16 protein-coding genes are annotated in these 21,998 nt (G+C 67.8%); 6 read left to right on the forward strand and 10 right to left on the reverse strand.

Going from position 1 to position 21,998, the window contains the following annotated elements; translation table 11 throughout:
- Positions 1-10: 10 nt before the first annotated feature.
- From D1832_RS01820 to D1832_RS01830, 3 genes are all read right to left on the reverse strand, one after another.
- Positions 11-208 (reverse strand): ubiquitin-like protein Pup, encoded by a 198-nt coding sequence (locus tag D1832_RS01820; RefSeq protein WP_047312837.1) that lies wholly within the window; start codon positions 206-208, stop codon positions 11-13.
- A gap of 108 nt (positions 209-316) precedes the next feature.
- Positions 317-1,834, reverse strand: a complete 1,518-nt coding sequence (gene dop, locus D1832_RS01825) for a depupylase/deamidase Dop (protein ID WP_206609335.1) — start codon at positions 1,832-1,834, stop codon at positions 317-319.
- Positions 1,835-1,886: 52 nt separating this feature from the next.
- Positions 1,887-3,911 carry an MFS transporter gene (locus D1832_RS01830; protein WP_241510810.1) on the reverse strand — a complete coding sequence of 675 codons (2,025 nt, stop codon included), beginning with the start codon at positions 3,909-3,911 and terminating at the stop codon, positions 1,887-1,889.
- 141 nt (positions 3,912-4,052) lie between these two features.
- Here D1832_RS01830 and D1832_RS01835 point away from each other — a divergent pair, with 141 nt between their 5' ends.
- Complete coding sequence (locus D1832_RS01835) at positions 4,053-4,424, forward strand: DUF3054 domain-containing protein (RefSeq protein ID WP_118912370.1); 372 nt, start codon at positions 4,053-4,055, stop codon at positions 4,422-4,424.
- A 76-nt stretch (positions 4,425-4,500) separates the two neighbouring features.
- Here D1832_RS01835 and arc read toward each other — a convergent pair whose 3' ends face one another.
- The 3 genes from arc to D1832_RS01850 form a co-directional block, all read right to left on the reverse strand.
- On the reverse strand, positions 4,501-6,105 hold the full coding sequence (gene arc, locus D1832_RS01840) for a proteasome ATPase (RefSeq protein ID WP_118912554.1): 1,605 nt from the start codon (positions 6,103-6,105) through the stop codon (positions 4,501-4,503).
- Between the two features lie 157 nt (positions 6,106-6,262).
- Positions 6,263-7,405, reverse strand: coding sequence for a tRNA (adenine-N1)-methyltransferase (locus D1832_RS01845; protein ID WP_118912371.1), 1,143 nt, complete (start codon positions 7,403-7,405; stop codon positions 6,263-6,265).
- 10 nt (positions 7,406-7,415) lie between these two features.
- Complete coding sequence (locus D1832_RS01850; protein WP_052947153.1) at positions 7,416-8,579, reverse strand: site-2 protease family protein; 1,164 nt, start codon at positions 8,577-8,579, stop codon at positions 7,416-7,418.
- A gap of 69 nt (positions 8,580-8,648) precedes the next feature.
- On the opposite strand from D1832_RS01850, the gene D1832_RS01855 reads away from it, so the two are divergent.
- Positions 8,649-9,494 carry a RecB family exonuclease gene (locus tag D1832_RS01855; RefSeq protein ID WP_118912372.1) on the forward strand — a complete coding sequence of 282 codons (846 nt, stop codon included), beginning with the start codon at positions 8,649-8,651 and terminating at the stop codon, positions 9,492-9,494.
- Positions 9,495-9,535: 41 nt separating this feature from the next.
- On the opposite strand, the gene D1832_RS01860 is transcribed toward D1832_RS01855, so the two are convergent.
- Entirely contained in the window at positions 9,536-10,648 is a 1,113-nt protein-coding gene (locus tag D1832_RS01860; protein ID WP_118912373.1) for a type I restriction enzyme HsdR N-terminal domain-containing protein, read from the reverse strand.
- A 188-nt stretch (positions 10,649-10,836) separates the two neighbouring features.
- Between D1832_RS01860 and D1832_RS01865 the strand changes: the two genes are divergently transcribed.
- From D1832_RS01865 to thiC, 3 genes are all read left to right on the forward strand, one after another.
- A complete protein-coding gene (locus tag D1832_RS01865) occupies positions 10,837-12,027 on the forward strand; it encodes a CE1758 family FMN-dependent luciferase-like monooxygenase (RefSeq protein ID WP_118912374.1) in 1,191 nt (396 codons plus the stop codon).
- Positions 12,028-12,129: 102 nt separating this feature from the next.
- A complete protein-coding gene (locus D1832_RS01870) occupies positions 12,130-12,840 on the forward strand; it encodes a CE1759 family FMN reductase (protein WP_118912375.1) in 711 nt (236 codons plus the stop codon).
- Between the two features lie 298 nt (positions 12,841-13,138).
- Positions 13,139-15,004 (forward strand): phosphomethylpyrimidine synthase ThiC, encoded by a 1,866-nt coding sequence (gene thiC / locus D1832_RS01875; protein WP_118912555.1) that lies wholly within the window; start codon positions 13,139-13,141, stop codon positions 15,002-15,004.
- A 171-nt stretch (positions 15,005-15,175) separates the two neighbouring features.
- Here the strand turns inward: thiC and D1832_RS01880 are convergent, their stop codons facing one another.
- Both D1832_RS01880 and metH read right to left on the reverse strand, forming a co-directional pair.
- Positions 15,176-15,895, reverse strand: coding sequence for an HAD family hydrolase (locus D1832_RS01880; protein ID WP_241510811.1), 720 nt, complete (start codon positions 15,893-15,895; stop codon positions 15,176-15,178).
- Positions 15,896-15,897: 2 nt separating this feature from the next.
- On the reverse strand, positions 15,898-19,674 hold the full coding sequence (gene metH / locus D1832_RS01885) for a methionine synthase (protein WP_118912557.1): 3,777 nt from the start codon (positions 19,672-19,674) through the stop codon (positions 15,898-15,900).
- Between the two features lie 100 nt (positions 19,675-19,774).
- Between metH and D1832_RS01890 the strand changes: the two genes are divergently transcribed.
- Positions 19,775-20,653, forward strand: a complete 879-nt coding sequence (locus D1832_RS01890) for a PAC2 family protein (protein ID WP_225910760.1) — start codon at positions 19,775-19,777, stop codon at positions 20,651-20,653.
- Positions 20,654-20,722: 69 nt separating this feature from the next.
- Here D1832_RS01890 and mshC read toward each other — a convergent pair whose 3' ends face one another.
- Complete coding sequence (mshC, locus tag D1832_RS01895) at positions 20,723-21,985, reverse strand: cysteine--1-D-myo-inosityl 2-amino-2-deoxy-alpha-D-glucopyranoside ligase (RefSeq protein WP_118912376.1); 1,263 nt, start codon at positions 21,983-21,985, stop codon at positions 20,723-20,725.
- Between the last annotated feature and the right edge of the window lie 13 nt (positions 21,986-21,998).

Genomic DNA, 21,998 nt, shown 5'->3' on the forward strand with positions numbered 1-21,998 from the left:
CAGCGAGCCGTCACTCGCCGCCCTTCTGGACGAAGCCGGAGACGAACTCGCTCGCGTTCGACTCGAGCACGCCGTCGATCTCGTCGAGCATCGAGTCGATGTCGCTCGTGTTCGACTCCCTCGTCACCTGGGCCTGGCCGGCCTCCCCCGCGCCGTCGAAGTCGTCGCCGCTGCCGCCGCGCTTGCCGAACTGCTGCTGGTCGCTCATCGTGTACTCCTTCGTCGCCGGCCGCGCTCACGCCGTGTGGCCGTGGCGCGCCTGTGGTCGCTTCGCCACCACCCTAGTTCGCCGCAGGGGCGCGGGCAGGGGTGACCCTCAGCGCACCACCTTGTCGTCGCCGACCCGCTCGAGCAGCTCGGCGACGCCCCCGTCGAACCAACCGTCGGTCGAGCCCGCGTCACCGGCGAAGGGCTCGGGCATCGTGACGCGGGTGTAGCTCGACGGCTGCGCGGTGCGGTAGACCATAGCGTCCCAGGACGCCGACGCCACGTCGTCACCAAAGGCTTCGATGCTCTTGCCGCGCAACCACGCTCGCGTGTCGCGGGGCGGTTCGACGACGGCCTGGACGAGTTCGTCGTCGGAGAACAGGCGGGTGAAACGCCCGCCGCGTTCGAGGGTGTGGAAGACGCCCTTGTCGGCGCGAACGTCGGACCACTGGATGTCGAGAGCGCGCAGGCGCGGATCGTCCCAGCCTGTGTCGTGGCGCGCGATGAAGCCCTCCATGACGCTCCTCTTGGCGACCCAGTCGAGATCCTTCGTGAGCGTCATCGGGTCGGCGCGCAGGTCTTCGAGCACGCGCGTCCAGTGCTCGAAGACCTCGCTCGTGGCGACGGCGATCGGGTCGTTGCCGCGGCGGGTCCACCATGCGTGGGTTGCGTCGCGGTACATCTCGAGCAGGTCGAGGGCCGTGACCGTGCGCCCGTCGACGAGTTCGTACTCCTGCGCGAGCGACACGTCGTGGCTGACGGCGCGCAGGGTCGCCACCGGCTGTTTGACGATGACGCCCGGCAGCGCCTCGTCCTCGAGGGCGCCGATGACGAGGCTCGTCATGCCCATCTTGAGCAGGTTCGCGACGTCGGCGTGGTTGGCGTCGCCGACGATGACGTGCAGGCGCCGGTACTTCGTGTGGTCGGCGTGCGGTTCGTCGCGCGAGTTGACGATCGGGCGGCGCAGCGTGGTCTCGAGGGCGACCTCGGTCTCGAAGTAGTCGGCGCGCTGCGTCAACTGGAAACCGGCACGCTCCGACTCCTGGCCGATACCGACACGACCGCTTCCGGTGATCACCTGCCGGGCAATGAAGAACGGCGTCATGCCGGCGACGACGCGCGCCCACGGCACCTCGCGGCGCAGGAGGTAGTTCTCGTGGGTGCCGTACGAGGCGCCTTGGCCGTCGACGTTGTTCTTGTAGAGCTGCGTTGCGCCGTCCGGGTGCTCCGCGAGGAGTTCGGCCGCGCGACGCATGACGAGTTCGCCCGCTCGGTCGTAGCGCACGGCGTCACGCGGGTTCGAGACCTCCGGCGAGCTGTACTCGGGGTGCGCGTGGTCCACGTAGAGCCGGGCGCCGTTGGCGAGCACGACGTTGGCGAAGCTGGGGTCGGCCTCGTCGGTCAGCTGGCTCTCGTGCGCCACCTCGCGGGCGATGTCGTAGCCGCGCTGGTCGCGCAGCGGCGACTCGTCGCTGTAGTCCCAGCGGCTCTGCGCGGCGTTGAGCCCGACGGCGTCGGCGTAGGCACGCACGACCTGCCCGGACAGCACCATCGGCGTCGTGCGCGTGTCCCCCGGACGCAGGACGCCGTACTCGGTTTCGATGCCCATGATGCGCTGAACGGTCATGGGATCAACCCTAGTGCCGGCCCCATCTCGCGGCGGGGGCCGGCGCGAAACGTCAGGCAGGCGCGTTGACGTTCAGGCGGTGGCTACTCGCGAGCTCGAGTTCGATGTCCTGAGGCTGTGTCAGGACGGTGAGGCCACGCGCCGCCGACTCCCCTCGCTCCTCGCAGAGCGCGGTGACGACGTATCGACCGCTCGGCGGCAGCGACATCTCGAAACGGCCTTCGGCGTCAGTGCGCGTGGCCGCCTGATACTCGCCCGAGTGCTTGAGCAGCGTCACGGGCAGGTCGGCGGTCGGCCCGCCGCTGGAGACGACGGTGCCCGTGAGCAGCAGTGGCCGCGACAGCGTGAACTGCGGCAGCTCCGGTCCCGTGACGTCGACGAACTGCGAGCGCGTGGCCCACCCGTCGGCCGACGCCACGAGGACGTAGTGACCGGCCCCCGGGAGGGCGAGTCGGTAGCGGCCGTCCTCGTCGACGCGGCCCCAGTCGAGGTGGGCACCGTCGGGGGCGAGGGCTGTGACGACGCCGCGACGCAGGGGACGCCCGCCCAGGTCGGTGAGCACGCCGGAGGCGACGACGTCGCGATTGTCGCCCGCACGGACATCGCTGCTCGTGGCGCGCGTGGGCGCCTCGGCGCTCGCGGCCCCCTCCTCGCGCGCGGGCACGGCCCGCGGCGCAGCGGCTGCCTTGGGCACGAAGCCGGCCACGAGCGCCGACGCCAGCGAGGCGAGTGCAGCCATGACGAAGACCGTCTTGAAGCCGTCGAGTTTCGGCACCTCGTGGCCGACCAGCGAGAACGACATGCTCGTGAGCACCGCGGCAACGGCGGCCGACGACGTCGAGGTGCCGATCGAGCGCAGCAGCGTGTTGAGACCGTTCGCGGCGGCCGTCTCGGTGATCGGCACCGAGCGCATGATGAGCGTCGGCATCGCCGCATAGGCGATGGCGGTGGCGGCGCTGCACAGCGTCGCACCGAGCACGATCTGCCACACGGAGCCGGTGAGGAACACGCGCATGCCGTAGGCGAGCGCCAGCGTCGTGGCACCGACGATGAGCGTCGTCCGAGCCCCGAAGCGCTTCGTGATGCCGGCGCTCACGGGCGACAGGAAGACCATGGCGAGACCGCCCGGCAGCATCGCGATGCCCGCGGCGATGAGTGAGAGGCCGAAGCCGTAACCGGTGGCTTCCGGCATCTGCAACTGCTGCGTGGTCGTCATCATGTTGGCGTACATGGCGAAGCCGATGAGCAGGGACGCCGCGTTGGTCAGGAGTACGGGGCGTCGGGCCGAGGTGCGAAGGTCGACCATCGGTGAGCGGTGACGCAGCTCCCAGGGCGCCCACGCCGCGAGGATGGCGACGCTTGCGGCGAGCCCGAGGATCACCTTCTCGCTCGTCCATCCCCAGTGTCCGCCCTTCGTGATGGGCACGAGGAAGCACAGCAACGCAGCCGACAGGAGCAGCGCACCGACGAGGTCGAACGAGCCCGATGACTTCACCTTGGATTCGGGCACGACGAGCACGACGCCGAGGAACATGAGGGCGGCCGACGCACCGGAGACCCAGAAAACCATGTGCCAGCTGAAGTGCTCGACGAGGACGCCGGCCAGCGGCAGACCGATGGCGGAGCCGATGCCGAGGGTGGCGCTCATCGTGGCGACCGCTCCCCCGACGCGTTCGCGGGGCAGTTCGTCGCGCAGGATGCTGATGCCGATGGGAATCATCGCGGCGCCCACACCCTGGAGGGCGCGAGCTGTGATGAGGGCGGCGAGACCGTCACCCAGGGCGCCGAGAAGCGATCCGGCGATGACGAACCCGAGCGAGACGAGCATGATGCGCCGCTTGCCGACCATGTCGGCCAGGCGCGCGAGGATCGGCGTTGCCACGGCTCCTGCGAGCAGCGTTGCGGTGACGAGCCAGGCCGCGTTCTCCGCGCTCGTGTCGAGCAACGTCGGCCACTCCGGGATGAGCGGTACGACGAGCGTCTGCTGGAGCGCCACGACCGTGCCGGCCACACACAACACGGCGACGACGAGACTTTGGCGGGTGGATCTCGCCGTTGCGGCGTGGCGGGCGGTCACAGGGCTCCTCATCGGTGGTGTCGTATTGATAAACAATATAAAAGGGTGGGGAGCCCGTGTCATCTCGGCGGGACTGAACGAGGCTCAGCTCACGCTCGGACAGGCCGAAGGCGGCACGAGCGGTCGCGATAGCGTGAGGCCATGCCTGCCGCCCTCGCTCCGGTTCTCGACCTCGTCATCGTTCTCGTCTTCGCGGCCACCGGCCGACGCAACCACGGCGAAACGGGTGCGCTCGAGGGCGTACTGACGACAGCATGGCCTTTCCTCGTGGGCGCCTGCGTGGGGTGGGCCATCGTGCTCGTCGCCCGACGTTCGTTGCTCGCGGGCAGGGCCCTGACGGGCGGCGTCGTCGTGTGGCTCTCGACGATCGTCGTCGGCATGCTGCTGCGTCAGCTCAGCGACCAGGGCACCGCGATCTCGTTCGTCATCGTCTCGCTCGTCTTCAACGGCTTCTTCATGCTCGGCTGGCGTGCCCTCGTCGCTTTCCTCGAGCGTCGCCGCGCCCACGCCTGACCCACTCGACAACAACAGTGAGCCTCCCCGACCACGGATGGTCGGGGAGGTTCACTGCGTTCCGGGAACGCGCCGGTCAGTTCTTGTCGGCGAGGGTGCGGATGTCGACGATCCGCTCGCCGCGACGGCCGGAGATGCGCGCCCAGTCGTCGGGGTTGCTCGTGCCCGGCAGGTCCTCGTTCTCTCGGAACTCGTCGTGGCACGCGGCGAGGACGAACTCGCGCGTGATGCCGCGCTCGCCGTTCGTGATGAGCGCCTTGATGGCGAACTTCTTCGCGCGGTCGACGATGTTCTGGATCATCGCGCCGCTGGCGAAGTCCGCGAAGTAGAGCGTCTCGCGGCTGCCGTCGGCGTACGTGGCCTCGAGATAGGCGTGGGTGTCGTCGCGGGCGTACAACTCCCCCACCGCGGCGTCGATGAGCGCCTCGGCCGTCGCGCCCGCGTCACCGTCGTGCTTGGCGAGTTCGCTCTCGTGGAACGGCAACGCGGCCGTGAGGTACTTGCCGAAGATGTCACGGCCCGCATCGGCGTCGGGACGCTCGATGCGGATCTTCACGTCGAGACGGCCCGGGCGTAGGATGGCCGGGTCGATCATGTCCTCACGGTTGCTCGCACCGATGACGATGACGTTCTCCAAGCTCTCCACACCGTCGATCTCCGCGAGCAACTGCGGCACGATCGTCGTCTCGACGTCGGAACTCACGCCTGCGCCGCGGATGCGGAACAGCGACTCCATCTCGTCGAAGAAGACGACGACCGGAGTACCCGAGCTCGCCACCTCGCGGGCGCGCTGGAACAGCACGCGGATGTGACGCTCGGTCTCACCGACGTACTTGTTGAGCAGCTCCGGGCCCTTGATGTTGAGGAAGTAGCTCGCCTGGTCGCTCGTGCCCTGGCGCTGCGCCACCTGCTTGGCCAGGGACGCGGCCACGGCCTTCGCGATGAGCGTCTTGCCGCATCCGGGCGGGCCGTAGAGCAGGACGCCCTTGGGCGGGCGCAGGTGGTGTTCGGTGTAGAGGTCGGAGTGCAGGAACGGCAGCTCGACGGAGTCGCGGATCGTCTCGATCTGTCCCGCGAGGCCACCGATGTCGGTGTAGTCGATGTCCGGCACCTCTTCGAGTGCGAGGTCGGCCACCTCGGCCTTCGTCACGCGTTCGAGCACGAAACCGCTCTTCGGTTCGAACAGAAGGGCATCGCCGGGGCGCACCGTGAGCTCGGCCAGCGGGCCGGCGGTGCGCACGACGCGCTCCTCGTCGTTCGACGTGGCGATGAGTAGACGCCCGTCCTCGAGCGTCTCCTTGAGCGTGACGATCTCGCCGGCCTTCTCGAATCCGAGCACCTTCACGATGTTCATGGCCTCGTTGACCATGACTTCCTGGCCGGGGCGGAGGTCCTCGGCCTTGAGGGTCGGCGAGTACGAGACGAGCATCTTGCGGCCCATGTAGAAGATGTCGGCGCTGCCGTCCCCGTGGGCGGCGATGACCGTCGCGTAGTTGTTCGGCGGCTGCGCGAGCCGGTCGATCTCGCTCTTCATCGAGGAGATCTGCTCGCGGGCGTCCTTGAGCGTGCGCACGAGGCGCTCGTTCTGCGCAGAGATGGTCGACAGGTTGGAGCGCAACTGACGCACGTCGGCGTCGGTGGGCTTTGACGTGTCGCTCGGGTCGAACTGCGGGACGCTCATCGCCGCTCGTCCTCCTTCGAAGCCGGGGTGGCGCGTCGAGCGCGCCTTTTCGCCCACCCTATCGAGCAGGGCTCGCCGGGTAGAGCGAACCCCCGGCGCGGACGTGCGGCATCCGGGGGTTCGCTGTGGTCAGCCGACGAACCTCGGCGGGGACGCGTCAGTCCTGATCGGTGGCGACGCCGTCCGTCGCGTCGGCCTCGTCACGCGGCTCGTCGTCGATGACCGCGCCCGACTCGGCTGCGAGCGCCTGCGCGGTCGGGGTGTTCTCGAAGGAGCGCACGAGCTTGCGCATCTTCTTGTCGGACACGGGGCGCTCGCCGACGGCGTCCGGGGTCCACGCGTCGTCCGGCGTCTGCGGCGGGTTGCCGTTGTCCGTGGCGCCGCCTCCGGCAGAGTCCTCGCCGTAGGCGCCCTTGGCCGGGCGACGCTTGCGCAGCGGGGCCTCGACGCCGTCCGCGAGACGGCGCGTGGAGATGAGGAAGCCGGTGTGGGCGTGCATACGGTGTTCGGGGCGCACCGCGAGACCTTCGAGGTGCCAGCCGCGCACGAGGCTCTCCCATGCCTGCGGTTCGGTGAAGCCACCGTGCTCGCGGGTGGCCTCCGCGACGCGCGACAACTGGGTCGCCGTGGCCACGTAACAGATGAGGACGCCGCCGGGGGCGAGCGCGTCGTAGGTCACGTCGAGGCACTCCCACGGCGCGAGCATGTCGAGCACGACGCGGTCGATCGTGCCGGCCTCCACGATCTGCGGGAGCATGTCGACGAGGTCACCGATCGTGATGCTCCACGCCGGGTGGTCGGTGCCGAAGAACTCGCGCGCGTTGCCGGCGGCGATGGCGGCGAAGTCCTCACGACGCTCGAACGAGTAGACACGGCCGTGCTCGCCGACCGAACGCAGCAGCGACATCGACAGGGCGCCCGAACCGACACCGGCCTCGACGACGCGAGCGCCGGGGAAGACATCGGCCATGGTGACGATCTGGCCGGCGTCCTTGGGGTAGACGACGGCGGCGCCGCGCGGCATCGACATGACGTAGTCGGACAGCAGAGGACGCAGGGCGAGGTACTCGACGCCGGCGGTGTTCGTGATGGTGACGCCGTCGGGCGAGCCGATCAGGTCGTCGTGGCGCACGAAGCCGCGGTGGGTGTGGAACTGCTTGCCCGGCGTCAGCGTGATCGTGTGCATGCGGCCCTTGGGGTCGGTGAGCTGGATGCGCTCACCCTCGCGGAAGGGGCCGCGGCGGTACTCGGCTCCCGTGGGTGCGGCGGGAAGGTCGGACGGGCGATCGGCGTCGGTCATGCCGAGAAGTTTAGGTGGTACGCAGGTCGCGGCCTTGCGCTCCCGCGTGCGCCTGCAGGGCGCGCTCGAGATCGCTGAGCAGGACGACGCCGATGACCTGCTCGCCGTGCGGCGGCGCGGCGGCCGGCGCGGGCTGCGTGACGACGACGAGCTGCGGCGTTGTGTCGCCCTCGAAACCCGGAAGGACGGCGGTGATGTCAGCCTGGGTGTCGGCGACGATGGCGGTGGCGCCGGAAACGATTGCTTCGGCGATCGCACTGGCCGGCACCCGGTCACGCTGCTCCAGCGGAACCCGCACGTGAGCGCCGGGCGGGACGACGGCGACGGGTTCGTTGGAAGCTCCGAGCAGGACGACGGGGTCCGGCCCCTCGGGGAGCGCCGAGACGGGCGTGTCGGCGGCGGCTGACACTGCGGGGCGCATCACCTGGGCCACTCGGATGCCGGAGAGGAATTCCCGGTTCGTGCCCACGGTGACGGCGGTGCTGGCACCTCGCCACAGGAACATGGCGATGAGCGCGAACCACATGAGGTTCCACGTCGAGCCCTCGCCGCGAAGCACCGGCACGAGGGCCCAGAGCACGACGGCGACAGCGACGATTCGGCCGCACCAGCCCGCGGCCTTCATGCCCTTGGCCCGGCTACCGGTGACCTTCCACACGAGGGCGTCGACGATGAACCCGCCGTCGAGAGGCAGCCCGGGCAGGAGGTTGAACAACCCGACGAAGCCGTTGCTGAAGGTGAACGCGAGCAGCAGCAGATGGCCCGCGCCGTCACCGCTCGACTGGGTGAGGGCGAACCATCCGGCGCCGGCGAGGACGAGGTTCGTCAGGGGCCCGACGACGGCGACGAGCGCCGAGTGCCCGGGTGTCGCGTCGGGTGAGTCGTAGGCCGTGTGGCCGCCCCACAGGTCGGCGACGATGCGGTTGACGCGGTAACCACAGGCCTGGCCGACGACGGCGTGAGCAGCCTCGTGCGCGAGCACGCTGACGAGCAGGAGCACGGCGTACGCGGCCGCGAGCAGGTAGGCGCCGGCTCCCCATTCGGGGTGCAGTCGGGCGACCTGCGGGCCGAAGAGCGCGACGATGACGAGGGCGATGATCGGCCAGGATCGGCCGATGTAGACGGGCACGCCGCGCAGCGTGGCGATCTTGAGACCCGGGGACGTCGACGGCATGAGGAAAGCCTAAGCGGCGTGGCTCGGCGTCGCTCGGGCGGTGTGAGTTACGCGCGATAGGCTCGCTGAATGGTCGCCGCGCTGTCCCCCTCACGAGCGTCCGATTTCATGCAGTGCCCGCTGCTCTACCGCTTCCGCGTCATCGACAAGCTACCCGAGCCGCCGAGCCCGGCCGCGGCGCGCGGCACGCTCGTCCATTCGGTGCTCGAGCGCATCTTCGACGTCGAGGCGCCGCAGCGAACACTCGAGTACGCGCTCTCCCTCGTCCCGCACGCGTGGGAGGACATGCTCGCCGACGAACCCGAACTCGCCGAACTCGCGGGCGGCACGCCCCACGACCTCGCGACGTGGTTGCGCGACGCCGAGAAGCTCGTCGAGAAGTGGTTCGACCTGGAGAACCCGCAGCACCTCGAACCCGCCGAACGCGAGCTCTACGTCGAAGCCGACCTCGACGGCCTCACCCTGCGTGGGTACATCGACCGGCTCGACGTAGCACCCGGCGGGCAAATCCGCGTCGTCGACTACAAGACGGGGCGCTCGCCGTCGGAGCTCTTCGAGGGCAAGGCCCTGTTCCAGATGAAGTTCTACGCGCTCGTCATCTGGCGAACTCGAGGCGTCATGCCGCTCATGCTCCAGCTCGTCTACCTCGGCAACAGCCAATTCGTGCGCTACCAGCCCGGCGAGGACGACCTGCGGGCTCTCGAGCGCAAAATCACGGCTCTGTGGCGAGCCATCGAGCGCGCCGCGCAGACGGGTGACTGGCGTCCACGCAAGTCGTTCCTCTGCGGCTGGTGCGACCACAAGTCGCTGTGTCCCGCCTGGGGCGGCACTCCCCCGCCGCTGCCCGACAATGCCGGCGTGCTCGCCCTCGACCCGCACGCGAGCGCCGACCTGGGGGATGTCGACGGTGACTGAGCCCGAGTGAGCGCTTTCGCTACCCTGCAGTGTCGGTCTGGCTAGGCGTATCGACGTGCGGATGCGCGGATGGCCTCGGCGTGCTCGTACAGATCCTCTAGGGTCTCGATCTCGTGTCGAGTCTCGTTCTTGTTTTCGTCGAATAATCCGAGATACTTCTTGCTCTTCCCGTTAAACCAAAGTCGAGCGATAGGCTTTCGGTTGTTGTCGTCGATCAAGATGGCAAAATACGACTTTGCGTCACGGCCCGCAATCCTAATTGGCTTTAGTTCGCTGCATGCGATAGCCTTGACGATTTGGTATCCCTCCAGCTCCTCCTCCGTGGTGAATACATCGGAGTCTATGGCAATGTGATCCTCGACGGCCGGCCCACTCGTGACACTCTCATGCTCACCCTGAGGCGTCTCGCCCCGCTCGCTGGGGGAGGTCGGCGAGTAGTCACTTCCGAGTGCCTTCTTGAGGCGATCGTTGACTCTCTCGTTCAAGAATTGGGAGCAAGCCTTCTCGACTAGCTTTGTGAAAGTGTCGCGAACCTCGACAGTCAGTCGACGGCTGTAGACCTGCGACGCGAACAGGCGGACGAAGTCGTCCTGTGGTGCGGAAAACTCGTCTGCGATCAGGCGTTTGATGGCGCCGACGTACTTTAGCTCCTCGGCTGCGTTGATGATCGAATCAAGATCGAAGGTCTCCTTTGTTAGCTTTTGAAGCTCGGGAAGAAGGGTTGTGTCGACCTCAAGAAGATCTAGAACTAGAAATGGGCGGTCATCCATCTTGTTGGGTGCATCTAGGTCGGTGTAGAAGTTGTATACTTGCCCATTGGTGAGTATGGCGATCCGCGCGTTGGTGACCGAAAAGTAGCGGAAGAGTTGTGACGCGTGCTCAATTCGGAGTTCTGCCATGCTGGGCTTGCACTCGATGAGAATCTGAACCTCCGAGTCCTTCAGGATGGCATAGTCGACTTTCTCGCCCTTCTTTATTCCGACATCTGCGGTGAATTCTGGAACCACCTCGAGCGGGTCGAAGACGTCGTAGCCTAGGATGCTGCTGATGAAGGGCATTACAAAAGCGTTCTTTGTCGCCTCTTCCGTTTGAATAACGTCCTTTTGGCTTGCGATCTTCTCGGCCAGGGTGAACAGCCGTTGCTCAAAGCTCATGGTGGGGTCCCTTCAAGGGTTCGGTTTTAGTGAACGATGTCACACCTGGTCGCCGGTGTCCCGAAGTCGTGAGGCGTTGTGTGGGTCTGGGCAACCGCCCGGGAGCGCCTGGAGTAGTGCAGGAATAGAGTCACCCGGGATGTGGTTGGCAGATATGGTTTCAATTTCAACTACTTTCCCGAGGGGTCATGCAGTTCGGAATCTTCACGGTCGGTGACGTCACGACGGACCCGACGACGGGTCGCACGATCAGCGAGCACCAGCGCATCGAGAACACCGTCGAGATGGCCAAGGTCGCCGACGAGGTCGGTCTCGACGTCTTCGCCACCGGTCAGCACCACAACCCGCCCTTCGTCGCCCCCGCCAGCCCGCCCGTCCTCATGGGCAACCTCGCCGCGGTGACGAAGAACATCATCCTGTCGACCGCGACGACGCTCATCACGACGACGGACCCGGTGCACATCGCCGAGGACTACGCCTACGCGCAGCACCTCGCCGACGGGCGCGTCGACCTCATGCTCGGACGCGGCAACACCGGACCGGTCTACCCCTGGTTCGGCAAGGACATCCGTGAGGGCATCCCGCTGGCCATCGAGAACTACGCCCTGCTGCGCAAGCTGTGGAGCGAGGAGAACGTGACGTGGGAGGGCAAGTTCCGCACGCCGCTGCAGGGCTTCACCTCGACCCCGCGCCCGCTCGACGGCGTCGCGCCGTTCGTCTGGCACGGATCGATTCGCAGCCCCGAGATCGCGGAGCAGGCCGCCTACTACGGTGACGGTTTCTTCCACAACCACATCTTCTGGCCGCCGCAGCACGCCGCGCAGATGGTGCAGTTCTACCGGGAGCGCTTTGAGCACTACGGTCACGGCCGAGCGCAGGACGCGATCGTCGGTCTGGGTGGGCAGGTGTTCATGGCCGAGTCGAAGGCGAAGGCGATGGAGACGTTCCGCCCCTACTTCGATCACGCGCCGGTCTACGGCGGGGCGGGTTCGTTGGAGGACTACACGCGTCAGACGCCGCTGACGGTCGGCACGCCGGACGAGGTCGTCGAGGCCACGCTCGGCTTCCGCGACTACGTCGGTGACTACCAGCGTCAGCTGTTCCTCATCGACCACGCCGGGTTGCCGCACGCCGAGGTCATGCACCAGATCGAGCTGCTCGGCACGAAGGTCGTGCCGCAGCTGCGCGCCGAGATGGACGTCCGACGCGCCGCTGGCGTGCCAGACGCCCCGACGCATGCCAGCCTGCTGGCTGCGCGCGCTGCCCAGGCGACCGACACGCCCTCGGCTGACGCCGGTCAGATGGGCAGCGTCGAGACAGGTGCGCCGCGCGCTCCGAAGGTCGACGACGTGACGGGAACGCGCGCCGAAGACCGTTGAGCATCAGCCCGGTTCGCCGACAACTCGGATAACCGGGCCCGGCGGGCGACGCCGGTGGCGACGTTCGGCCCAGACTCAGAGCAACGAGACGAAGGAGAACAGATGACGAACTGGACGGCACGCCTCGCCGTGATCAGCGGCGGGCTGAGTGAGGAATCGTCGACGCATCGTCTCGCCCAGCTGCTGTGCGACGCGGTTGTCGAGAGTGCGCGGGAGCAGGGCGGCGAGGTCGTCGTCCAGCGGATCGACCTGCGGGCGCTGGCGCACGACATCACGACGGCGTCGTTGACGCGGTTCGCTCCCCCGGCGCTCGCGGACGCCTACGAGGTGCTGGGCGCGGCCGACGCCGTGGTCGCGGTGACGCCGACGTACAAGGCGAGCTTCACGGGCTTGTTCAAGTCGTTCTGGGACGCGACTGCAGACGGCGTGCTGAGCGGCGTGCCCGTCATCGTCGGCGCGACGGGCGGTTCCACCCGACACTCGCTTGTGACGGACACGGCCCTGCGACCGCTGTTCGCGTACATGAAGGCGCTCGTCATGCCGACGGCCGTCTACGCCTCGCCCGACGAATGGGCCGGGCGAGGCCTGGAAGCGCGTGCGAGCGAGGCTGCCGATGAGTTGACGCAGCAGCTAGAGCGCGGGCTCGGCGGAGCGGACGTGGCGGTGAACGGCAGTTCTGAGGCGCGCTCGTCCAAGGTTGAAGAGGCGCCGAGAACATCGTCGAAATCGTTTCGTACGCTTGCCGATACGCGCAATCGGGCGCGCGATCCGTTCGTCGCGGTGCCGACGATGGAAGAGATGTTGCGCGGCTGAGCACGACTCGTGACCGGAAGGGGTCCGTCAGGTTCGTCATGAACCTGACGGACCCCTTCGTCACGTTCGTCTGCCGGGATGTGCCATAGTCGGAAGCGTCCTTCGTGGGAGTCCTGAGAACAGGGCTGAGAGGGAGCTGATACTGCTCCGACCGCTACCCGACCTGACCCGGATCATGCCGGCGCAGGCAGCCAAGGAGACCTCGTGGTCGCTCATCCTCCGTTCGGTGCCGACGTTCGTCGACATCTGTTGCGTGGGGTCTTGCCGTGCCTTCGCCCGATCCGAAGGAGGCACCATCATGACGACGTTCAACTCCCGCGAGCTCGCGGCCACCACCGACCGAGCAGCCACGTCGCCGACGTCGGCCGCCGTTCAGACGCGCGCAACCACCCCCGCTGACGGATCGGACGCTCGCCGCAAGCAGTACCGCGACGCGGACGGCCTGCGCGTGCCCTACACCGAGGTCATCCTCGACAACTCCCCCGGCACCGGCGCGGCCAACGCTCCCGTCGAGCTGTACGACACCTCCGGCCCGGGCAGTGACCCCGAGGTCGGGCTGCCGCCGCTGCGCGCCGAGTGGATCGCCGAGCGCGACGACGTCGAGACCTACGCCGGTCGGGAACGCACCCTGCTCGACGACGGCCGCTCGGCCGTCCGACGCGGTGAGGCGAGCCGCGAGTGGCGCGGCGAACGTCGCGCACCGCTGCGCTCCAAGGGCGGTGCCGTCGTCACCCAGATGCACTACGCCCGCAGGGGATTGATCACCCCCGAGATGCGATTCGTCGCCGCCCGCGAGAACTGCGCCGTCGAACTGGTGCGCAACGAGGTCGCCGCCGGGCGCGCGATCATTCCGGCCAACGTCAATCACCCGGAGAGCGAGCCGATGATCATCGGGCGCCGCTTCCTCGTCAAGGTGAACGCGAACATAGGCAACTCGGCCGTGACGTCGTCGATCGCCGAGGAGGTCGACAAGCTGACGTGGGCGACGACGTGGGGCGCCGACACCGTCATGGACCTGTCGACCGGTGACGACATCCACACGACGCGCGAGTGGATCATCCACAATTCCCCCGTCCCGATCGGCACTGTGCCGATCTACCAGGCCCTCGAGAAGGTCAACGGTGAGGCCGACAAGCTGACGTGGGAGATCTTTCGCGACACCGTCATCGAGCAGTGCGAGCAGGGCGTCGACTACATGACGATCCACGCCGGCGTGCTGATGCGCTATGTGCCGATGACGGCCGAGCGCATCACGGGCATCGTCAGCCGCGGCGGCTCGATCATGGCCGGCTGGTGTCTCGCGCACCACGAGGAGAACTTCCTCTACACCCACTTCGACGAGCTGTGCGAGATCTTCGCCCGCTACGACGTCGCCTTCTCCCTCGGTGACGGCCTGCGCCCTGGCTGCACTGCCGACGCCAACGACGAGGCGCAGCTTTCCGAGCTGCGCACCCTCGCCGAGCTGACGAAGCGGGCATGGCAGTTCGACGTCCAGGTCATGGTGGAGGGCCCCGGGCACGTGCCGCTCGACCTCGTCGAGGAGAACGTGCGCCTGCAGCAGGAGTGGTGTGACGGCGCGCCGTTCTACACGCTCGGCCCGCTCGTCACCGACGTCGCACCCGGTTACGACCACATCACTTCCGCCATCGGCGCGACGACGATCGCGATGGGTGGCACCGCGATGCTGTGCTACGTCACGCCGAAGGAGCACCTCGGGCTGCCGAACCGTGATGACGTCAAGACCGGCGTCATCACGTACAAGCTCGCGGCGCACGCCGCCGACGTCGCGAAGCGCCACCCCGGCGCGCGAGCGTGGGACGACGCGTTGAGCAAGGCGCGCTTCGAGTTCCGTTGGAACGACCAGTTCAACCTGTCGCTCGACCCCGACACCGCGCGCGAGTTGCATGACGAATCGCTGCCCGCCGAGGCGGCGAAGACGGCACACTTCTGCTCGATGTGCGGGCCGAAGTTCTGCTCGATGCGCATCAGTCAGGACGTGCGCGACCGCTTCGGTGACGCCGGCGCCCAGCAGCGCGTCGTCAGCGAGAGCGAGGCCCGTGAGGGCATGCAGCAGATGTCGAAGACGTTCGTCGAGCTCGGGCGCAGCGTCTACGTCGAACCCGACACCGCCCACGCCCTGGCAACCCCCACGCCCCAGGACTGACGGGTTCGCAACGGTGAGGCGTGGAGCGACGCGACTCCGCCCCTCACCGACTCTTGTCTCCGTCCGTGTCCACCCCATCTGCGATCTACGTCCACATGCGCGAACGGCGTACCCATCTGCGATTTTCGGTCACATTCGCCTGTGCCACGGCCTGCCGGGCCGGCTCGAGCGTCAGCGCGTCGCCCGAGCCCGCTCTGCCAGACGCGGCAGGTCGTCGAGGCTGACGGCGGCGAGGTCGGGGACGACCACGAGGCCGTCGAGCTGCGGAATCTCGACGAGATGCGGCACGGCGAGCGTGGGGACGCCGGCCGCGACGGCCGAGCGCACGCCCGTCGCCGAATCCTCGATCGCGACGCACTGCTCGGGCGCGAGCGCGAGGTTGTGTGCGGCCCGCAGGTACGGCTCCGGGTGCGGCTTGCCGTGTTCGACCATGTCGCCGGTGACGACGACTTCGAACGTCCCCGCAGGCAGGGAATCGACGAGAACCCGGGCGAACGACTCGTACGACATCGTGACGAGGGCGCACGGCAGACCCGCGTCGCGCGCCGCGAGCAGGAGCTCGCGAGCCCCCGGTCGCCACGGCACGTGCTCACGCAGCTTGACGACGGCACGTTCGAGCAGGGCGTCGACAATCTCCTCCGGCGTGAGGGGAATGCCGGTCTGTTCCTTGATGATGCGCCCCGAGACGATGAGCGCGTTGCCGACCAGTTGGAACGCCTGGGCGTCGCTCCACGTGCCGCCGTGCGACTCGATGAGGTCGTTCTCGGCCTCCATCCAGTACGGCTCGGTGTCGATGAGTGTTCCGTCCATGTCCCACAGCACGCCGTGAGGCCTCGTCGGGGCGTGCGTGACACGCTGCTCGAGGCGCGTGAGGTGGGGCGTCGGGTTCACGGTCAGTCTTCCGGGTCGTAGCTGAGGTTGGGGGCGAGATGACGCTCCGCGTCTTTCACCGACCAGCCCTTTCGCCCAGCGTAGTCCTCCACCTGATCGCGCCCGATCCGTCCGACGACGAAGTAGCGCGATTCGGGGTGGGCGAAGTACCACCCGGACACCGACGCTCCCGGCCACATCGCACGCGACTCGGTGAGTTCGACACCGATCTCACGCGTGACGTCGAGCAACTCGAAGAGGGTGTCCTTCTCCGTGTGCTCGGGGCACGCCGGGTACCCGGGCGCGGGACGAATGCCGGTGTAGCGCTCCGCGATGAGGTCCTCATTGGAGAGGTTCTCCCCTGCCTCGTGACCCCAGAACTCGGTGCGAACGCGCTCGTGCATGCGCTCGGCGAGCGCCTCGGCCAATCGGTCGGCCAGGGCTTCGAGCAGGATCGCGGAGTAGTCGTCGAGTTCCTCCTTGAACGCGGCGATCCGAGCCGGAAGCTCGGTACCGGCGGTCACGGCGAAGGCGCCGACCCAGTCGTCCACGCCGGAGCCCTGCGGCGCGACGAAGTCGGCCAGGGAACGGTTCGGCACGCCCTCGCGGTGCTGACCCTGCTGGCGCAGGTGATGCAGACGAGCACGCTCGTCGGAACGCTTGGCGTCGGTGAACAGGACGGTGTCGTCGCCGTCGCCCGCGGCGGGCCAGAAGCCGATGACGGCGGCCGGGTGGAGCCAGCCCTCGGCCTCGACACGGTCGAGCATCTCCTGCGCATCGTCGTAGAGCTTGCGTGCTGCCTCACCCTGGGCGGGGTTGCTCAGAATGTCCGGGAAGCGACCCTTCATCTCCCACGCGGCGAAGAAGGGCTGCCAGTCGATGTACTCGCGCAGCTCGCTCACGGGGTAGTCGGCGAACGTGCGTGTCACCGGAGCACCGTCCGCGGCGAGTGTCGGCGCGGCGGGCACAGCACCGAGGTCGAGCGGCGGGCGGTTCTCCCGAGCCGCATCGAGACTGAGCAGCGCGCGGTCGTCACGCTTGGCCGCGTGGCGCGCACGCAGGGAGTCGTAGTCGGCCGTCACGTCCGCGAGGAGCGCCTCGCGACGGGCGCCCTTCGACAGGAGCGCGGCAACGACCGGTACGGAGCGCGAGGCGTCCTTGACCCACACGACGGGCTGGTCGTAGCGCTGATCGATCTTGACGGCGGTGTGTGCGCGCGACGTCGTGGCGCCCCCGACGAGCAGGGGCAGGTCGAAGCCCTGCCGCTGCATCTCCCCAGCGACGTTCACCATCTCCTCGAGCGAGGGCGTGATGAGGCCCGACAGGCCGATGATGTCGGCTTCGTGCTCACGGGCAGCGTCGAGGATCTTCTGCCCGGCCACCATGACGCCGAGGTCGATGACCTCGTAGTTGTTGCACTGCAAAACCACGCCGACGATGTTCTTGCCGATGTCGTGGACGTCGCCCTTGACGGTGGCGAGCACGACCGTGCCGTTCGTCTGCTTGCCCGTCGTGCCGCTCTTCACCTTCTCCGCCTCGATGAAGGGGATGAGGTACGCGACGGCCTTCTTCATGACCCGGGCCGACTTCACGACCTGGGGCAGGAACATCTTGCCAGCACCGAAGAGGTCGCCGACGACGCCCATGCCGTCCATGAGCGGGCCCTCGATCACCTCGAGCGGGCGCTTTCCCTCGGCCTCGAGCTCCGCGCGCATCTCCTCGGTGTCGTCCTCGATGAAGTCGTCGATGCCCTTGACGAGGGCGTGCGTGATGCGGTCGCGCACCGGCTCCTCGCGCCACCTCTCGGACTTCGTCTCGGCGACGGCGTCGCCGGTGTTGAAGCGCTCGGCGGCCTCGAGGAGGCGCTCCGTGGCGTCGGGTCGACGGTTGAGCACGACGTCCTCGACGAGGTCGCGCAGTTCGGGGTCGATCTCGTCGTACACGACGAGCGCGCCCGCGTTGACGATGCCCATGTCCATCCCCGCGGAGACGGCGTGGAAGAGGAAGACAGCGTGGATCGCCTCGCGCACGGGGTTGTTGCCGCGGAAGCTGAACGAGACGTTGGAGACGCCGCCGGAGACAAGGGCACCCGGCAGGTTCTGTTTGATCCAGCGCGTGGCCTCGATGAAGTCCACGCCGTAGTTGGCGTGTTCCTCGATACCCGTACCAATGGCGAAGATGTTGGGGTCGAAGATGATGTCCTCGGCCGGCAGGCCCACCTCGGGGCCGGTGAGGATGTCGTAGGCGCGTCGGCAGATGTCCTTGCGCCGCTCGAGAGTGTCGGCCTGGCCGTCCTCGTCGAAGGCCATGACGACGGCCGCAGCGCCGTAGCGCTTGACGAGTCGCGCCTGCTCGACGAAAGGCTCGACGCCCTCCTTCATCGAGATGGAGTTGACGATCGACTTGCCCTGGATGCACTTGAGCCCGGCTTCGATGACGTCCCACTTCGAGGAGTCGACCATGACCGGAACACGGCTGATGTCGGGTTCGGACGCGATGAGCTTGCAGAAGCGGTCCATCGCCTCCATGCCGTCGATCATCCCCTCGTCCATGTTGACGTCGATGATCTGAGCGCCGTTCTCGACCTGCTGACGAGCCACAGACAAGGCGGTGGGGTAATCGCCGTCCTTGATGAGCTTGCGGAATCGAGCCGAACCGGTGATGTTCGTGCGCTCACCGACGTTGACGAAGAGCGAGTCGTCGTCGACGGTGAAGGGCTCGAGGCCGGAAAGCCTTAGAGCAGAACCGATCTCGGGCACCGGGCGTGGCGGCAGCTTCTCGATCATTTCCGCGATGGCCGCGATATGGTCCGGGGTCGTGCCGCAGCATCCACCGACGATGTTGACGAGTCGGTCGGTGGCGAACGTCGTGACGACCCCCGCCATCGCGTCGGGCGTCTCGTCGTACTCACCGAAGGCGTTCGGCAGCCCCGCGTTCGGGTAGCAGGAAACGAAACAGTCTGCGATGCGGGAGATCTCGGCGACGTACGGTCGCATCTCGTCCGCGCCGAGTGCACAGTTGAGGCCGACGGCCAGCGGCTTGCTGTGGCGCACCGAGTTCCAGAACGCCTCGCTCGTCTGGCCCGACAGCGTACGTCCCGAGGCGTCGGTGATCGTGCCCGAGATGACGATGGGCCAACGGCGGCCGCGCTGCTCGAACAGGACGTCGAGTGCGAACAGAGCCGCCTTGGCGTTGAGGGTGTCGAAGATCGTCTCGACGAGCATGATGTCGACGCCGCCGTCGGCCAGGCCTTCGGCCTGCTCGAGATAGGCCGAGACAAGCTCGTCGAAGGAGATGTTGCGCTTGCCCGGGTCGTTGACGTCCGGCGAGATGGACGCGGTGCGGTTCGTCGGGCCGATGGCCCCGGCCACGAAGCGGGGACGCTCGTCGGTGGCGACGGCATCGGCGGCGTTGCGCGCGAGTTTCGCCGAGGCGACGTTGAGCTCGTACGCGAGGTCGCTCATGTCGTAATCGGCGAGCGAGATTCGCTGGGCGTTGAAGGTGTTCGTCTCGACGATGTCGGCGCCGGCTTCGAGGTACTCGCGGTGGATCCCCTCGATGACGTCGGGCGCGGTGAGCGAGAGCAGGTCGTTGTTGCCCCGCAGGTCGCTCGGGTAGTCGGCGAAACGCTCGCCGCGGTAGTCGGCTTCGGTGAGCCCGGCGCGCTGGATCATCGTTCCCATGGCGCCGTCCATGATGAGGAGGCGATCGCTCAGGAGGCGCCTGAGTTCGTCCGTGCGATCCGTGCTGGTCGTGACGAACTCGTCCTGGTCGGTCGTTGTCTTGGAGCGGCTGCTCACGTGACGTCCCTTCACCGAAGATGGTCTGAACGCCACATGCTAAGCGGGAGCGAGGTACCGGCCTTGGTGCGCGCAGCCTCGTGGCCGCATACTGGAACGCTTGCCGATCTTTCGACCCGAAGGGGTGCCCGCAGTGCGTCGTCACTTCGAACTCGTCACCGAGACCGCGCCCACCGTCATCGTCGCGTTCCAGGGGTGGAACGACGTGTCCGGTGCGGCCCTGGACGCCGTCGACCACCTCGTCACCCAGACGAAGGCCCGGCTGTGGGCCGACATCGATCCTCAGGACTACTACGACTTCCAGGTCAACCAGCCGCGCGTCGACGTCGTCGACGGCGAGCGGCGCATCATCTGGCGCACGACCGAGGTCCACCACGCGGTGATGGCCGGGGTGGGTGATGTGCTGCTCGTCAAGGGCATCGAACCGTCGTTCCGCTGGAAGGCGTTCCTCGACGAACTGCTCACGATGCTCGACGACGTGAACCCCCGTCGCGTGGTCCTGTGCGGCGTGCTCGACGGCGAAGTGGCCCACACGCGTCCGTTCCCCGTCGCCTTCACGTCCCCTCAGCCGGTGACCCGGGCGGCCCACGACGCACGGACACCCACCTACATCGGACCGACGGGCATCGTCGGGGTGCTCGTCGATGCTCTCGGTCGCACTGCGTACGAGACGCTCTCGATGTGGGTGACCGTTCCTCGATACGCGCTCGGTGGGCCCCAGCCGAAGGTCTCCCTGACCGTCGTCAGCGCGCTGGAGCGCCTTCTCGAGACGCCGCTTCCCCTGGCCGATCTCGAGGAGCAGGCGCGTGCGTGGGAACGGGGTGTGAGCGACCTCGTGGCGGAGGACGGTGAGATGGCGTCCTACGTCGACACGCTCGAGAACACCGTCGACGTCACCGAACTGCCCGAGGCGTCGGGAGACGCCATCGCGCAGGAGTTCGAGCAGTTCCTGCGCCGCCGCGACGACGACCAGCTCTGAGCGCACGAACAAGGACCGGCCCGCCTCCAGGTGGGGACGGGCCGATCCTCGCGAGAGTCGGAGTGTGACTCAGAGGCGGACGCCGAGCAGGGCCTCGACCGCTTCGCGGACCTGGCCACCGGAACCGATGGCCTCGTTCTCCGCGGTCTCACACCAAGCGTCCACGGCGGCGAGCGCCGACGCGGTGTCGAGGTCGTTGCGCAGGGCCCGGCGCACGGCGGCCACGACGAGCTCGGCGTCGCCGCGATCGTTCGACGTGGCGGCACGCCAGCGTGCCAGTCGCTCCTTGGCCGCCTCGAGCATGGCGTCGGTGTACTCCCAGTCGCTGCGGTAGTGCTGCGCGAGCATGACGAGACGAATGGCCATCGGGTCGACGCCCTCACGGCGCAACACGGAGACCTTGACGAGGTTGCCCTTGCTCTTGCTCATCTTCTCGCCCTCGTACCCGACCATGCCCTGGTGGGCGTAGTGGCGGGCGAAGGGCACCTGCCCGGTGAGCGCGACGGCCTGGACCGCGCTCATCTCGTGGTGCGGGAAGACGAGGTCGGTGCCGCCGCCCTGGAGAGTGAAACCGGTACCGAGGTGCTCGAGCGCGATCGAGGTGCACTCGATGTGCCATCCGGGGCGACCGCGTCCGATGACCGAACCGCCGTTCCAGGCGGGCTCCCCCGCGCGCTCCGCGCGCCACAGGAGCGGGTCGAGCGCGTCGCGCTTACCGGGCCGCTCGGGGTCGCCGCCACGGTCGGCGTAGACGTCGAGCATCTGCTCGCGACTCCAGTGCGAAAGGTCGCCGAACGTCGGCTGCTGCGCGAGGTCGAGGTAGATGTCCGCCGCGCCGTCGGCGACGTCCTCACCCTCGGGCACCGGCGAGGCGTAGGCCGCGCCGGACTCGACGAGCTTCGTAACATTGGCGGCGTGTGAGCCCATGGACTCGACGACGCCGATGTAGTGCTGCGGCGGCAGAACGGCAAGGGCTTCCATGTCGCCGTGGAAGAGCTCGATCTCGCTCGTGGCGAGGTCGCGCCAGTCGACACCGTCACGGGTGGCACGTTCGAGCAGTGGGTCGTCGACATCCGTGACGTTCTGGACGTAGGTGACCTTCATGCCCATGTCCCGCATGACGCGGTGGGCCAGGTCGAAGGTGACGTAGGTGGCCGCGTGACCGAGGTGCGTCGCGTCGTACGGAGTGATGCCGCAGACGTACATGCCGGCTGCTTCGGCGGGCTCGATCGGAAGGGGTTTCCCGGCGGCCGTGTCGAAGAGGGCGAACGGCGTGTCCGCTCCTGCGGTGGTCGAGACGGCGGGCAGGGAGGGCGCGGACCACGATTTCACGCGGCCCAGCCTA

This window comes from Dermacoccus abyssi, from assembly GCF_003515945.1.
GTDB classification, from domain to species: domain Bacteria; phylum Actinomycetota; class Actinomycetes; order Actinomycetales; family Dermatophilaceae; genus Dermacoccus; species Dermacoccus abyssi.

Bases quoted from the DNA above. Each gene is read 5' to 3' on its own strand.
- thiC (WP_118912555.1), top strand. From the start codon at position 13,139: ATGACGACGTTCAACTCCCGCGAGCTCGCGGCCACCACCGACCGAGCA.
- D1832_RS01865 (WP_118912374.1), top strand. From the start codon at position 10,837: ATGCAGTTCGGAATCTTCACGGTCGGTGACGTCACGACGGACCCGACG.
- D1832_RS01835 (WP_118912370.1), top strand. From the start codon at position 4,053: ATGCCTGCCGCCCTCGCTCCGGTTCTCGACCTCGTCATCGTTCTCGTC.
- D1832_RS01820 (WP_047312837.1), bottom strand. From the start codon at position 208: ATGAGCGACCAGCAGCAGTTCGGCAAGCGCGGCGGCAGCGGCGACGAC.
- D1832_RS01860 (WP_118912373.1), bottom strand. From the start codon at position 10,648: ATGAGCTTTGAGCAACGGCTGTTCACCCTGGCCGAGAAGATCGCAAGC.
- D1832_RS01855 (WP_118912372.1), top strand. From the start codon at position 8,649: ATGGTCGCCGCGCTGTCCCCCTCACGAGCGTCCGATTTCATGCAGTGC.
- D1832_RS01845 (WP_118912371.1), bottom strand. From the start codon at position 7,405: ATGACCGACGCCGATCGCCCGTCCGACCTTCCCGCCGCACCCACGGGA.
- dop (WP_206609335.1), bottom strand. From the start codon at position 1,834: ATGACCGTTCAGCGCATCATGGGCATCGAAACCGAGTACGGCGTCCTG.
- D1832_RS01850 (WP_052947153.1), bottom strand. From the start codon at position 8,579: ATGCCGTCGACGTCCCCGGGTCTCAAGATCGCCACGCTGCGCGGCGTG.
- D1832_RS01870 (WP_118912375.1), top strand. From the start codon at position 12,130: ATGACGAACTGGACGGCACGCCTCGCCGTGATCAGCGGCGGGCTGAGT.
- arc (WP_118912554.1), bottom strand. From the start codon at position 6,105: ATGAGCGTCCCGCAGTTCGACCCGAGCGACACGTCAAAGCCCACCGAC.